Consider the following 14,425-nt stretch of genomic DNA (forward strand, 5'->3'; position numbering starts at 1 on the left):
ACAATCTTGTACAACTACCGACTCGCAGTAGTCGGCATTCCTAAAATGTCCTCAATCCGAGGCATTTCCTCTAGGGGAATTACCCGACCTTCATCTTCAAAACCAGCAATCTGGTCAAAGTTGAGGTAGCGATATAGGTCGCCCGCAAAAGGATTCAGCTTGTTCGCCACAATGTTCGTGTATTCCTCTACTGTGGGAATACGTCCCAACAAGGCACAAGCGGCGGCAAGCTCAGCAGAACCAAGGTAAACCCGTGCATCCTTACCCATACGGTTATTGAAGTTGCGAGTTGAAGTCGAAAAAACAGTTGTGCCGTCTTCAACTCGTGCCTGATTCCCCATGCAAAGCGAACACCCTGGCATTTCAGTTCGGGCTTTTACTGCTTCAAAGGTTTCGTAAATTCCCTCTTTGCGAAGTTGGCTTTCATCCATACGAGTTGGAGGGCAAATCCATAGCCGACCATTAACCGCAGGTTGAGCTTCTAGCACTTTTGCTGCTGCCCGATAATGCCCGATATTTGTCATACAGGAGCCGATGAAGACCTCCTGAACTGGGTCACCTGCCACCTCTGACAGCAACTTTACGTTGTCTGGATCGTTGGGGGCCGCTACGATGGGCTCTTTGATCTGGTTCAGGTCGATTTCAATAATCTCAGCGTATTCTGCATCAGCGTCAGCTTCCATTAGTACCGGATTTGCCAGCCACGCTTCCATCTTGGCGACTCGACGCAGAATGGTGCGGGCATCCTGATAGCCCCGTGCCACCATATTCTTCAGTAAGGCAACGTTTGAGCGGATGTATTCTGCTACCGTGTCAGGACTGAGTTTAATCGTGCATCCAGCGCAAGACCGTTCGGCAGTTGCGTCGGTTAGCTCGAAGGCTTGCTCTAGCTTCAGATTGGGCAACCCTTCGATTTCCATAATGCGTCCAGAGAAGATATTTTTCTTGTTTTGCTTCTCGACGGTAAGCAACCCTTTCTGCATTGCCACATAGGGAATGGCGTTAACTAGATCCCGCAGGGTTACGCCAGGTTGAAGTTCGCCCTTAAACCGAACGAGGACAGATTCGGGCATGTCTAAGGGCATTACACCCAGAGCAGCAGCAAAGGCAACTAGTCCTGACCCGGCAGGGAAAGAAATACCAAGCGGGAATCGGGTATGAGAGTCGCCACCTGTCCCTACAGTGTCGGGTAACAGCATTCGATTGAGCCATGAGTGAATGATGCCGTCACCAGGACGTAGGGCAACGCCCCCTCGCGCGGCAAAGAAATCAGGCAGATCTTTGTGGGTCAGCAAATCGACGGGTTTAGGATAGGCAGCAGTGTGACAAAAGCTTTGCATGACTAGGTCAGCACTGAACCCTAAACAGGCAAGCTCTTTTAGCTCGTCGCGAGTCATAGGACCAGTAGTGTCTTGGGAACCTACAGTTGTCATCAACGGTTCGCAAGATGTGCCTGGACGGACGCCAGGTAGACCACATGCTTTGCCAACCATCTTTTGCGCCAGGGTGAAGCCCTTACTGGAGCTTGCCGGAATGCTGGGGCGGGTAAACACTGGGCTTAGCTCTAGTCCCAACCCAGTTCGAACTTTGTCGGTAAGAGTGCGTCCGATCAGCAGTGGAATACGTCCACCTGCACGAACTTCGTCCAGAATTGTCTCTGGCTTGAGTTTGAATGTAGAAATTACTTCTCCAGCTTCATTGGTGATTTCGCTTTTATAAGGATGGATCGTGATCACCATGCCTGTTTCCATTTGGCTGACGTCACACTCGATGGGCAATGCACCCGAGTCTTCAGCAGTGTTAAAGAAGATGGGAGCGATCGCCCCTCCCAGGATAAATCCACCCGATCGCTTATTCGGCACAAACGGAATGTCTTGCCCAATGTGCCATAGAACCGAGTTTATCGCCGACTTACGGGAAGAACCTGTACCCACGACATCGCCCACGTAGGCAACCGGATGTCCCTTTTGCTTTAGCTCAGCAAGGGTTTCCAACCCACCGGGCATTCGTGATTCCAGCATTGCCAGCGCATGAAGCGGAATGTCAGGACGAGTCGTCGCGTGAACGGCAGGAGAAAGGTCATCTGTATTGGTTTCTCCAGGTACCTTAAAAACCGTGACAGTAATTGCTTCGGGCAAAGATGGGCGACTGGTAAACCAATCTGCTGCTGCCCATGAATCGAGCACTTGCTTAGCATAAGAATTGCTTTCGGCTAGCTCCTCCACATCATGGAAAGCATCGTAAACCAGTAGGGTTTTGCTCAGGGCGATCGCTGCCGCTCCTGCAATCTCAGCATCTTCTACCTTCAACAAATCAATTAACGATTGCACGTTATAGCCACCCATCATCGTTTCCAGCAGTTCCACTGCCTGCACCGGAGAAACGAGCGGACTAGTCGCTTCACCCTTGGCGATCGCTGTTAAAAATGCCGCCTTCACATACGCCGCCTGATCAACCCCCGGAGGAATGCGATCGCGCAGCAGTTCCAGCAGTGTTTCTGCCTCATCTGCCGGTGGAGACTTTAGTAATTCACATAGCTCGGCTGTTTGTTCAGCAGTCAACGGTAACGGTGGAATACCCAGCGCCGCTCTCTCTGCAACTTGTTGACGGTAAGATTCCAGCATTTCAAGATTCTCCAGACACGATTAAGACATCAAAAATAGTTGAAATTTTTTAGGCTGCAATTCGGTTCGCAGCAGTTAAACTCCAGCACTTGCTGCCCGTTCCGCTCTACCTCACCGCCCCTGCCTCAACTTCATCATTTTTAATCTCAAGCATATATTCCTACGGTAACGTGCTGCACCATTGACTGGGATTGCAGCCAGATTTACGTTTTTTGCGATCGCACAGCTTCAATCCACCCGCATCTGGCAGAATTTTGGCAGAGCGTAATAGAATAAGATTCATTCTCAAAAAGAAATTGAGATCATTCTCGTTTTGCGTTACCCCCCAAACCTGTTAAAGGAGATCTGCGTCATGCACCCAATTTTGCGTCGGCTGCTGATTGCCCTGCTACTACTACCCGTTGCCGCTGGATGTAGTACATCTGCTCCTGATGCTCAATCACCAGATGTCACTACTGAAGCTTCAGATGAAAAACTGCAAGTTCTGGCAACATTCTTGCCGATGTATCTATTTACAAAAGCGGTAACTGGAGATGCAGCAGATGTGGAAGTCTTAATCCAGCCTGGAACAGAGGTGCATGAATATCAGTCCACCCCCGACGATGTGCGAGCGATCGCCGAAGCAGACGTGCTGGTACAAAACGGCTTGAGCATGGAAGAGTTCCTAGACAGCACAATTAATAGCGCTCAAAATGCCGAACTGGTTGTAATCAACGCCAGCGAAAACATCGACCCAGTTGGAGAATTATCTCCAGTTGTTTTTCCGGGTGGAGAAGTTGAGGAAGCACACGGGCATAACGAAGATGAACACGGTCACGATGAGGAGGCTGCAACAACTAGCGAAGAACATGCAGAGGATGAACAGGCTCACGAAGCTGAATCATCGGGGGAAACTCACACTCATGCTGAAAATCCTCATGTCTGGCTTGATCCCGTACTGGCTATTCAACAGGTGGAAACCATTCGAGATGGTTTAGTTGAAGCAGACCCCAACAATGCCGAAATCTACGAGGCAAACGCAACCGCTTATGTTGAGGAATTGCAGGCACTAAATGCTGAATTTGAGCAGCGCTTGGGAACCTATAGCGATCGCACCTTCATTAGCTTTCACGACGCTTTCCCCTACCTGGCGCAGCGGTATAATTTACAACAGGTGGCGATCGTTGCGATTCCTGAAGACAGCCTTTCCCCTACAGACATTCAGCGGACTGTTGAAGTCGTAAAAGAATATGATGTCAAAGCCTTATTTGGTGAACCAGGAGTGGATAATAGACTACTGCAAAGCCTTTCTCAAGATTTAGGTATAGAATTGCAGACTTTAGATTCCCTAGAGTCTGGTGAACTAGACCCGCAGTACTACTTCACTGCAATGAGCGAAAACCTGAAAATCCTCGAAACTGCGTTTCAATGAATTTCAATGAATTGGTGTGATGAACTCTGACCCCCCTGATGCTGCGATCGCCCCAAGCTCCCACCCCAAGGAAATTACACCTGTTCTCAAAGTTGAAAACCTGACTGTTTACCAGGGAACTTACGCCGCCGTTGAAGACGTTTCCTTTGAGCTTCCGGTAGGCACCAATACTGCGATTGTCGGGCCCAACGGTGCAGGTAAAAGTACTCTGGTTCAAGCCATTTTAGGCTTATTGCCATTTGAAGGCGCGGTTCAAATCTTGGGATGTCCGCTCAGTCGTCTGGGTAATTTGCGTTACCAGATTGGCTACATCCCTCAAAACTTTGTATTTGACCGGGGCTTTCCCCTATCTGTAAGTGAGTTAGTTGGCTTGGGCTGGGTTGATCATAATCTGAGCAATTCAGCTCAACTGCCCGTTTTTCCTCAGTGGCGAATTACCTTACCCTGGAAAACTAACCCTAGAAAAGCACCTGCGATCGCCCAAGCAATGGAGCGAGTCGATATCTATCACCTTCGCAATCGAGCGATCGGTAACCTTAGCGGTGGGCAACTCAAACGAGTTTTATTAGCCCATTGTCTGGTCATGTCTCGACGGCTCCTAGTCCTTGACGAAGCACTGGCAGGCGTAGACTTGCAGGGAGAAGCAGACTTTTACACTCTGCTCAATCAGCTCAAGCGAGAACATGGTTGGACAGTGCTGCAAGTCTCCCACGATCTAGACATGGTAAGCCACCACTGCGATCGCGTCCTCTGTCTCAACCGTCACCTCGTCTGCCAAGGGCAGCCCGAAGAAGCCCTCTCCCCCCAAAATCTGCTAGATGCTTATGGTCCTTCCTTTAGCCGCTATCAGCATCATCATTAAATTCCTGAATTGAAGTAAGCGGTGAGGAGGTCACCGCTTACTTCAATTCAAAAAACTAAAATCCCCTCTCCCCTATGGAAAACCTGATCGAACTCCTCCAATTTCCCTTCATGCAGCGGGCGATCGCTGGAGGAATTCTGCTTGGGCTACTGGGGGGACTGTTGGGTTGCTTTGTTACCCTGCGGCAACTATCCTTTTTCAGTCATGCCGTCGGTCATGCCGCTCTAGTTGGAATTGCATTGGGAGTACTGCTACAGCTTCCGCTCAATTCAATGCTGCTGCCTTTTACCCTGGTCTTCGGGCTGGTCGTGCTTTACCTGATTGACCAAACTGACCTCTGGAGCGACAACGTACTGAGCATTGTGCTATCAGGCGCACTGGCGATTGGAGTCATTCTTACCAGTTTCATCCAGGGCTATCGGGGCAACTTGATGGGTGTTCTATTTGGCGACATTTTGGCGGTTAACGGCGCAGATCTGATTCTGACCGCTCTGCTGCTTCTGGGTAGCAGTATTTTTCTGCTTCTGACACTGGATCAGCAGATTCTCTTGACTTTAAATCAGGCGATCGCCAAGGTTCAGGGCGTTTCCGTTCAGCTACACCGTTATTTGTTTGTCATCCTGCTATCCCTGGCAGTCGCAGTTTCTATCAAAGCCGTTGGCATTCTGCTTGTAAATGCATTCTTGGTCATTCCTGCTTCAACCGCCAAACTCATCAGTCAGCGATTTACAAAATTTCTGTGGCTTTCCTTAATCTTGGGAGTCTTGAGCAGCATCACCGGAATGCTGGTATCTGGCATTTTTGATTTTGCCTCTGGCCCCAGCATTGTCCTCGTACAGTTCACGCTCTTCCTGACTTTTCTAGGATTTTCAAAGTTAAATCGAAAAAATTCGGAAATCCTAAAGAAACAGTGAAAGAAGTAAGTGATGAGGGGCATACTCCGGTTGGCATTGCAGTTAAACCCTGCCTAAATGCCACCATGCTCTGGTGTATTTAAAGCGAACAAAACCCGTTTGATCAGTAGGAGGAACATTGAGATTCTTTGCAGAGAATATACAGTTTCTTGATGTTTCGCGAAAAGTTTCGGGTTAACGTTAGTGAAGCAATCTGAGCATTTCTCTACCTCTGGAGATAAATCCAGGTGTTATCTGGAAATAAATTCAGATGTTAGAGCTGATTTTTAGTGGTGGTTAGCTGATGGCGATCGCGGTCTGCCCTTGCTACCTCCATCCACTCAACTCACAAGGAATTACTGAGGATGACGCAACAGAAACGAGCACTGATCACCGGCATTACAGGTCAAGATGGTTCTTATTTAAGTGAGCTTTTGTTGGAGAAGGGCTACGAAGTTCATGGCATCATCCGGCGAACTTCTACGTTCAACACCGACCGGATTGATCACATTTACGAAGACCCTCACAACGACCAGGCTCGGCTGTTCCTTCACTACGGTGACCTTACAGACGGCGCAACAATGCGGCGAATTCTAGAAGAGGTTAAGCCGGCAGAAATTTACAACTTGGGCGCACAGTCCCACGTTCGAGTTAGTTTTGATTCCCCTGAATACACCGCAGATGCAGTAGGCATGGGGACGCTTCGTTTACTAGAAGCAATCAGAGACTATCGCCATCGCACTGGCATTGAAGTGCGGTTTTATCAGGCAGGTTCCTCTGAAATGTATGGGAAGGTTCAGGAAGTTCCCCAAAAGGAAACCACTCCTTTCTATCCCCGCAGCCCTTATGCCTGCGCCAAAGTCTACGCACACTGGCAAACCGTAAACTACCGCGAGTCTTACGGGATGTTCGCTTCTAATGGCATCCTGTTTAACCACGAGTCACCTCGTCGCGGCGAAACCTTTGTTACTCGCAAAATTACCCGAGCAATCGCCCGTATCATTGCAGGTCGCCAGAAGAAGATTTATATGGGCAACCTCGACTCCAAGCGTGACTGGGGCTATGCCAAAGACTACGTTCGAGCAATGTGGTTGATGCTTCAGCAGGACCAACCCGATGATTACGTTGTTGCCACAGGCGAAACCTACTCAATCCGTGAATTCTTGGATATCGCCTTTAATTACGTCAACTTAGATTGGCAGAACTACGTCGAATTTGACGAGCGCTATCTACGTCCTGCAGAAGTAGACTTGCTGATTGGTGATCCAACCAAAGCTAAGCAAAAATTGGGCTGGGAGCCTTCCGTTACCTTTGAGCAACTGGTTCAACTAATGGTAGAGGCAGACCTGAAGGCACTGGGTCTAACTTCCAGTAATAGCAATGCATCTCATGCTGCTCTAGAAAATGCCACGATCCGGCAAGAACTGAGCAACGTTTAATTCTCGTCTCACTGTCCTCACTACAGAAGGGCAAGCTCACCTTGCCCCACCTGACAAAGGTAATTTCAACTATGGCAACTTTGAACCTTGAGCATAAGCGAATTCTGGTCACGGGCGGGGCGGGTTTTCTAGGTCGCCAGGTGATTGCTCAACTCGGTCAGGCTGGCGCTGACCTGGAGAAAATCACCGTTGTGCGATCGCGCGACTGTGACCTTCGCACCCTAGAAAACTGTAAAAGAGCCGTCGATCAGCAGGACATCATAATTCACCTGGCAGCTCACGTCGGTGGCATTGGTCTAAACCGCGAAAAGCCTGCTGAACTGTTTTATGACAACTTGATCATGGGAACGCAGTTGATTCATGCATCCTATGAAGCAGGCGTAGAAAAATTTGTCTGCGTTGGCACAATCTGCGCTTACCCCAAGTTCACCCCAGTTCCGTTTAAGGAAGACGACATCTGGAATGGTTATCCAGAAGAAACCAATGCTCCTTACGGAATTGCTAAAAAGGCTTTGCTAGTGCAGCTTCAAGCCTATCGACAACAGTACAACTTTGACGGAATTTATTTACTTCCAGTCAATCTGTATGGGCCTGAAGATAACTTTGATCCCCGCAGTTCCCACGTCATTCCAGCGCTAATTCGTAAAGTTCACGAGGCCCAGCAGCGTAGCGACAAACAGCTTCCCGTTTGGGGTGACGGCAGCCCGACTCGTGAGTTTCTCTACTCAGAAGATGCTGCCAGAGGCATTGTCATGGGCACCCAGCTTTACAGTGATTCTGAACCTGTCAATTTGGGCACAGGCTACGAAATATCCATCCGCGATTTGATTACTCTAATTTGCGAGCTAATGGAATTTGACGGCGAAATTGTCTGGGAAACTGACCAACCCAATGGACAACCTCGCCGCTGTCTGGATACTGAACGAGCAAAGCAAGCTTTTGGCTTCACTGCTCAGGTTGATTTCAAGCAAGGCTTGAAAAACACCATCGACTGGTATCGGCAGCACGCTGCATAACAGCAAAGTCAAAATTTTCAAAGCGAGAGTGTTGGTACTGCCAACGCTCTCGCTTTACTTTAGAAATCAGCGATCAAAACAACTTCTAAAATGTTGCTATGCCGTTCCACTTAAGTTTGATAATCAAAGCAATTAGAGCTTAAGATGTCTACTCTTATTCATCGTCGAGTCGAGGAGGCACGTCAGGGAATTAATCCAGCAGTAATTTGTCGGGTTCCATCAGGTTGGGCAGTGCTTGGCGATGTTCAATTTTTGCGGGGTTACTCCCTTTTGTTGCCCGACCCAGTTGTGCCCAATCTGAATGCTTTGCCAATGGAGCAGCGCATTAGCTTTTTACAAGACATGACAATTTTGGGAGATGCGTTGCTTGAAGTAACGGGTGCAATTCGCATTAATTACGAAATTCTGGGTAACAGCGAAGCAGCACTACACGCCCATGTGTTTCCGAGGTATGTAACCGAACCAGAAGAGAAACGACGAAAGCCAGCATGGTTTTATGATTGGCAAAGTGCGCCTCTATTTGATCTGAAGCGGGATCAACACTTGATGGATAAAGTTGCAGCAGCGATTAAGCAGCATTAGAAAATTATCTAGGGTAAATAAAGAGCTTGAAGCCCCTTTCCCAGGTGATGGAGATGTAAATTCTGTCAGTTTAAATGTTGGAGTTAAGTGAATACGGTTGAATTTGCATGGAGAAGGCTGAGTTACGGCGATCGCTCCTTAAAGCTAGACAGGCGATGCATCCTGAAGTTTGGAGAGAGAAGAGCGATCGGCTTTGTTGTCATTTAGAAGCTTCTGAAATATTTAGGCGATCGCAAACCATCTTGGCCTATTTCAGTTTTCGTCAGGAACCTGACCTAAGCCCTTTGTTTACGACATCTCAGCAATGGGGGTTTCCCCGTTGCAGCGATCGCAATTTATCCTGGCATTACTGGTCGCCTCATCATCGTCTCCCTCCTCCCCAACCTGGAGCTTATGGCATCCTAGAACCTCACCCCAGTACGCCACTTTTGCAGCCAGAGCAAGTCGATCTGATTCTAGTACCTGCTGTGGCATGTGACGTACGCGGATATCGTCTAGGCTACGGAGGCGGTTTTTATGATCGCATGTTGAGCCAACCTGGCTGGCTACCCAAACCAACTATTGGTATCGTCTTTGAGTTTGCTCGCCTACCCAAATTGCCAGTTGACCCTTGGGACCGTCCCCTTCACGGAATTTGTACAGAAGCAGGTTTATTTTTATAGCGGTTGCCCAGAGGAAAAAAGCGGGAATTCTGGGAACACAGCTTGCGACTAACTTGCAACTCAGTCATGCACCTCTCAGAACAGACCGCTTGGAGCCGTGTTCGCGCCACATTTCAAAAAGTTTGGGGTTATCAGGACTTTCGCCCTCCTCAGGGTGAAATTGTGCATACGCTGTTAGCCCACCAAGACGCTCTAGTCGTAATGCCTACGGGCGGCGGCAAGTCAATTTGCTTTCAGCTTCCGGCTTTAATGCGAACAGGAGTCACGCTCGTAGTATCGCCTTTGGTCGCGCTGATGGAAAACCAGGTGCAAGACCTACAGCAGCGTCAGCTGTCAGCGGCTCTACTGCATAGCGAACTTCCGACCCATCAACGCCGTCAGACCCTGTGGGCACTCGAACGGCAAAAACTGCGGCTACTCTACCTTTCGCCTGAAACACTACTGAGTGAAGCAGTATGGGAGCGTTTATGTCAGCCCAATCTAAAGATAAATGGATTGATTTTAGATGAAGCTCACTGCTTGGTTCAGTGGGGAGACACATTTCGCCCCGCCTATCGCCGTTTGGGGACAGTCCGCTCGGCTCTTTTGCAATCAAAGCCTGCGGGAACCCAGATCGGCATTGCTGCTTTCACAGCAACGGCTGATCCTCAAGCGCAACAGATTATCCAACAGGTTTTGCAGCTCCAACATCCTCAAATTTTTCGACTTAATCCTTACCGCTCAAACCTTCATTTAGCTGTTCAAATTGCCTGGACACCCAAAGGGCGTCGTCAGTCTTTACTCAAGTTCGTTCAAGCTAGATCACCACAAGCAGGGTTGATTTACGTTCGCACTCGGCAAGATAGCGAAAGTTTGGCAGATTGGTTAGCGGAGAAGGGGTACAAGACAGCTGCTTATCATGCTGGACTTAGCCCTGAAGAGCGCCGCGCAATTGAATCTGCCTGGTTAAAAGATGAAATCAGATTTGTGGTTTGTACGTCTGCTTTTGGAATGGGAATCAACAAACCAGACGTACGTTGGGTCGTTCACTTTCATGCACCAGCGCTGCTATCTGAGTATGTGCAGGAAGTTGGACGGGCAGGAAGAGACGGCTTACCCGCTGAAACACTAACGCTGGTGAGTGAACCGACAGGATGGCTCGATCCTGAGGATCGACAGCGGCAGCGCTTTTTTCAAGATAGAGTGCGATCGCTCCAAAAAAAAGCTCAGCAGCTTGCTCAGCAGCTACCCGTCGAGGGAGACGTTAAAGAAGTATCGCGCCAGTTTAAAGATGGGGCGATCGCACTGGCGATGCTCCACAGTAGTGGACAGCTAGAGTGGCAAGACCCATTTCGCTACAGGATTCATGCCTCCCCTGCTCGTCAAACCTGCGATCAGGCAAATGCAGCACAGCAAATGCAGCAATATTTGACAACCTCAGAATGTCGTTGGAAATTTTTGCTGCAAGCTTTCGGTTTTGGCACAGAAGCGAATATTTTACGCTGTGGACATTGCGATCGCTGTCCTCCAACCTAAACTTAGGTAATTATCAGAGCTCGCCTATCAACTACTGGCGGCTCATACACCGCACCAACCATAGCGAAGCAACTACACCCACAAAATGGGCCAGCACCGTATTCGTGTTTGCCTGCACGATGAAGATATCGGCTGCTTGAATAAACTGAGGATTTCGCCCGAATTCGTATATCGCACCTGACTGGGAAAAAGTCCTTGCCAACAACGAACCAACGATCGCCTCTGCTCCTAGGAGCGTCAGCAACATACCAACCAGGTTGATCGTCAGCCCAATCCTTAGAGCCTGAATGACATCCCCAGGTTTTGGACGACCTCTAGAATCAGGAGATCTCAATCTCCGAGACAGGCGAGTGTAGCGAAATGCCCAGTAAGCGCCTATGCAAAGAGCAACTAATCCACAGACGGCAAGAAATAAACCAGAGCCGGTTCCTGGTCCTCCAGACGTTTCAGCCCCACTTCTCAAGCTCAAACTACCAACAGCAAAAACAAGAGCTACCCCAGAAACTAAAGCCAGGACTGCTTGCACCCAGAAGCTAAGCCAACCACAAACACGGAAGTAAGTGGCAATCCGTCGAACGGCCGGGGGCAACGAGTAGGAATCTATCTTGCTTGTCATATCTGTATGAGAGGGCGCAGTTAACGAAGGGATTGATTCTGCAATGCGCTCTCGCCCTAAATCTGGCGATCCATCTATGAAGGTACGATAACAGAGATGCCAGTTCTCTAGCTAGAGATCAGAAGAATTTGCTGAAATAGCTTACCTTGCGACTGTTTGACGGGAGAATATCTGCGATCGCCTCCACATATAGAAGGCAATTCCACCCAAAAACATTAGTCCCATTCCACCCACTAATGGATTTCGGTCAATTCCTGTAACCCACTCAGGCACCTGGTTGGAATATTCCACCAATTCACCGACTTGAACCATGTAGTAGCCCCAAATTAGCCCAGCGTGTAGACCAATTGATGATCCTAAACGACCAGAGTGCGATCGCTTTGCCCAAACGAGAGCCAAACCAAGCATCACCAGTCCTGGAAATTGAGGCAAAGTCCGCAAAACTTCCGCAACTGGCTTTAGAAAATGCAGACCCGCATAAACTAAGCTGCTACTCCAAAGCGCGACTTTAGGACTGTAATCTCGCTGTAACTCATCCAACAACCAGCCCCGAAACGCCAGTTCCTCAGCTAAACCAACACCCAGCGCAACCAGCCATCCCTCTAGCAGAATGAGCGGGAAACGTGGAGGAAAGTCTTGCCAACTCAACCATCCCAGCCAGCCCTGAAGCAAAAACAAAGCCCATAAGCTAGACAGCCCAATGACTAATCCTTCAAGTAAATCCCATCCATTTCGGCGCGTAAAAATCAGACCGTAGCTCCGAAAAATGTGAGGCTGCCGGTAAACAACTTTCCCCCAAACCTTGACTAGAGCTAAAAATCCAAGTGCCAGCAGCGACATAGCTACGATGCTGAGCGTATTTGAATCTTTCACTAACCACAGAGATAGACCTGCGAGCGGCAACCACGCTAAAAGCAGAACTGAAATAAAAGTCAGCAGCCGAAGTAAAAGTGGATAGCGAGCTATGGAGCGGGGGTTAAACCTTGCCTTAAATTGGTCAAGCACTAGTCGTCTGGTTCAATTGTGCTAGTTAAACCATGAGCATTAAGGGTTTCACTGTAGAACTCTGCATGTTCTTGGGCACATGTGATAACCAAGCCCGTCCCGTTGTTGTGAGCCTGCATCATAATGCTAACTGCCTGCGGAATAGTCAAACTAGTCACAGTCTTGACTAGAACTTGCACCACGTATTCCATCGAGTTGTAATCGTCGTTGTGCAGCAAAACCCGATAGCGGGGTGCGTGTTTGCGGGACGTTGAACGCTGTTCAATGGTCTCGACGGACACGACTCTACCCTCTCTATAAACTACTTAAAACCAGTTTATCTAGCCCTGCTTGAATAGTCGTATTGCTGAGCTAGTGATGAATCCATATAAGCAGCTAGCAAAGCCTCCAGTACAAAGAAATCAGCACAAATCACCATAGCAATTAGGTAAACCTGCATTCAAATGAGATGCATATCTCAACCTTACCAGACTTAACCTTTCTTTACCCAACTTAATTTATGCCTTTCTTCTTACCAGTGAAATTTTATGAACCATATACGTACAATCGTTTTATCCTTCCTACATCAGTACTTCAACCACCAGGTAGTTCAAGCATTGCAGTTTCTCTCTGGGCAACCTCACCAAAAGCTACAATCAATTTGACAAAAGTTTAGCTATCAAAACACTTCTTGACAGCAAGCTAACCCGCTGAGAAGGCAAGAGCTAATGACCTCTATTACCGATTTTCAACCCGGTCAAATTCTTTGCTTGGAGCATGGAGACACCTGTCTATACGCAGAACTCATTCAAATTGCTCCTAAAAACAAAAGTAGGAGAGGGTGGGTTCGTCCATTAATCTTGAAAGTTTCTCCCACCAGAGACTCCATCGCCTCTTCTAGTGTACATATCGACGATCCAACCGCTTCTGAACAGCCTAGCTTATATGACTTACGACAGGGGTCTGATTTGCTCTGCCCTATAGCTCTATTCCGTGCTGCTCTAGATACAGAGGTTTTACCACTGCTGACTCAACTAGCTCATCCCAAAACCCAAATACAAGGCGATTGCATAGCCCATCAGCAGCTACATCGCTTTATCCATGATGTTTGTCAGATGCATTTAACGACTCTTTAATTCAACTTTCAGCAAGGGTTTAACACAAGCTGAAAACCGATTAGGCTCGTCTAGTTCAAACGAAATTAGAACTCTATTAGGGGTAATACAAAAGCTAGAAACCCACAAGAACTCAGCCGTAACGTAAAGTACTAACTGAATAAAAACTATGGACTAGGAACCAACCGAACTCGACCAGCATCCATCTCGGACATTAATAGCTCTAACGCTTCATAATCTACGTCAGAAATATAGCCTAAGCGAGTCAGTTCGTAGTTTATCTCGTTCTCAATATCAGGAGTAAGTTGCCTGATATAAAGTGCCTTCTCTACAAGTTTGCGAATAGCATAAGTCGTTTTCATAGCAGGTACCACCAAATTGAGAGGAGGATGCATGTAAAAGGAAGACATGCCTAAGGTGAATTTTCTGCTGAATACCTGGGCAGGAAAGTGATCTACAACCTTACTTCAGAGTGATCTCAGTCACGGACTTTATTTTGAAGTCACTACTCTCTTAATGCTTTACTCCTTCATAAGTTAAATTTACCATAGTTTCTCTAGTGGCAGAATATAGGGAAAACATTGCCCTGCCTAAAATCCAACCCCTGCTTCAACCACCTCACCCGACATATGGGAGCCAATGCATCTCTTCTTAGCAACCCTCCTGTCGCTGACGAATAGTCCTACACAACACAATAGCTTCACAG

The 14,425-nt window shown here is 48.2% G+C and carries 15 protein-coding genes; 9 read left to right on the plus strand and 6 right to left on the minus strand.

Translation table 11 applies throughout. The features are described from left to right. Nucleotides 1–14 precede the first annotated feature (14 nt). Together acnB and H6F93_RS34660 are read right to left on the minus strand one after the other, a co-directional pair. Entirely contained in the window at nucleotides 15–2,624 is a 2,610-nt protein-coding gene (acnB, locus tag H6F93_RS13615; RefSeq protein ID WP_190681437.1) for a bifunctional aconitate hydratase 2/2-methylisocitrate dehydratase, read from the minus strand. 160 nt (nucleotides 2,625–2,784) lie between these two features. Then, nucleotides 2,785–2,907, minus strand: a complete 123-nt coding sequence (locus H6F93_RS34660; RefSeq protein ID WP_277881941.1) for a hypothetical protein — start codon at nucleotides 2,905–2,907, stop codon at nucleotides 2,785–2,787. 69 nt (nucleotides 2,908–2,976) lie between these two features. Between H6F93_RS34660 and H6F93_RS13620 the strand changes: the two genes are divergently transcribed. From H6F93_RS13620 to H6F93_RS13655, 8 genes are all read left to right on the plus strand, one after another. Continuing rightward, nucleotides 2,977–4,035: a metal ABC transporter solute-binding protein, Zn/Mn family gene (locus H6F93_RS13620; RefSeq protein WP_190681440.1), complete on the plus strand. Its 1,059-nt coding sequence runs from the start codon at nucleotides 2,977–2,979 to the stop codon at nucleotides 4,033–4,035. Nucleotides 4,036–4,054: 19 nt separating this feature from the next. Then, nucleotides 4,055–4,897, plus strand: coding sequence for a metal ABC transporter ATP-binding protein (locus H6F93_RS13625; protein ID WP_190681443.1), 843 nt, complete (start codon nucleotides 4,055–4,057; stop codon nucleotides 4,895–4,897). A gap of 74 nt (nucleotides 4,898–4,971) precedes the next feature. Continuing rightward, on the plus strand, nucleotides 4,972–5,811 hold the full coding sequence (locus H6F93_RS13630) for a metal ABC transporter permease (RefSeq protein WP_190646239.1): 840 nt from the start codon (nucleotides 4,972–4,974) through the stop codon (nucleotides 5,809–5,811). Nucleotides 5,812–6,155: 344 nt separating this feature from the next. After that, a complete protein-coding gene (gene gmd, locus H6F93_RS13635; RefSeq protein WP_190646238.1) occupies nucleotides 6,156–7,229 on the plus strand; it encodes a GDP-mannose 4,6-dehydratase in 1,074 nt (357 codons plus the stop codon). Between the two features lie 71 nt (nucleotides 7,230–7,300). After that, nucleotides 7,301–8,245 (plus strand): GDP-L-fucose synthase family protein, encoded by a 945-nt coding sequence (locus H6F93_RS13640; RefSeq protein ID WP_190681446.1) that lies wholly within the window; start codon nucleotides 7,301–7,303, stop codon nucleotides 8,243–8,245. Between the two features lie 144 nt (nucleotides 8,246–8,389). Further along, nucleotides 8,390–8,827, plus strand: a complete 438-nt coding sequence (locus H6F93_RS13645; RefSeq protein ID WP_190681449.1) for an HIT family protein — start codon at nucleotides 8,390–8,392, stop codon at nucleotides 8,825–8,827. A 107-nt stretch (nucleotides 8,828–8,934) separates the two neighbouring features. Next, nucleotides 8,935–9,489: a 5-formyltetrahydrofolate cyclo-ligase gene (locus tag H6F93_RS13650; RefSeq protein WP_190681453.1), complete on the plus strand. Its 555-nt coding sequence runs from the start codon at nucleotides 8,935–8,937 to the stop codon at nucleotides 9,487–9,489. A 66-nt stretch (nucleotides 9,490–9,555) separates the two neighbouring features. Then, entirely contained in the window at nucleotides 9,556–11,004 is a 1,449-nt protein-coding gene (locus H6F93_RS13655; RefSeq protein ID WP_190681456.1) for a RecQ family ATP-dependent DNA helicase, read from the plus strand. 31 nt (nucleotides 11,005–11,035) lie between these two features. On the opposite strand, the gene H6F93_RS13660 is transcribed toward H6F93_RS13655, so the two are convergent. The 3 genes from H6F93_RS13660 to clpS form a co-directional block, all read right to left on the minus strand. Further along, nucleotides 11,036–11,620 carry a DUF3611 family protein gene (locus H6F93_RS13660; protein ID WP_190646233.1) on the minus strand — a complete coding sequence of 195 codons (585 nt, stop codon included), beginning with the start codon at nucleotides 11,618–11,620 and terminating at the stop codon, nucleotides 11,036–11,038. Nucleotides 11,621–11,761: 141 nt separating this feature from the next. Continuing rightward, nucleotides 11,762–12,625, minus strand: a complete 864-nt coding sequence (locus H6F93_RS13665) for a CPBP family intramembrane glutamic endopeptidase (protein WP_190646232.1) — start codon at nucleotides 12,623–12,625, stop codon at nucleotides 11,762–11,764. Continuing rightward, nucleotides 12,625–12,906: an ATP-dependent Clp protease adapter ClpS gene (gene clpS / locus H6F93_RS13670; protein ID WP_190646231.1), complete on the minus strand. Its 282-nt coding sequence runs from the start codon at nucleotides 12,904–12,906 to the stop codon at nucleotides 12,625–12,627. Before clpS ends, H6F93_RS13665 begins: the two co-directional genes overlap by 1 nt. A 426-nt stretch (nucleotides 12,907–13,332) precedes the next feature. On the opposite strand from clpS, the gene H6F93_RS13675 reads away from it, so the two are divergent. Then, nucleotides 13,333–13,740 (plus strand): hypothetical protein, encoded by a 408-nt coding sequence (locus tag H6F93_RS13675; RefSeq protein ID WP_190681459.1) that lies wholly within the window; start codon nucleotides 13,333–13,335, stop codon nucleotides 13,738–13,740. A 146-nt stretch (nucleotides 13,741–13,886) separates the two neighbouring features. Here the strand turns inward: H6F93_RS13675 and H6F93_RS13680 are convergent, their stop codons facing one another. Continuing rightward, nucleotides 13,887–14,081: a hypothetical protein gene (locus H6F93_RS13680; RefSeq protein WP_190646229.1), complete on the minus strand. Its 195-nt coding sequence runs from the start codon at nucleotides 14,079–14,081 to the stop codon at nucleotides 13,887–13,889. Nucleotides 14,082–14,425: the final 344 nt, after the last annotated feature.

The organism is Leptolyngbya sp. FACHB-671 (assembly GCF_014695745.1).
Taxonomy (GTDB): domain Bacteria; phylum Cyanobacteriota; class Cyanobacteriia; order Elainellales; family Elainellaceae; genus JAAUTN01.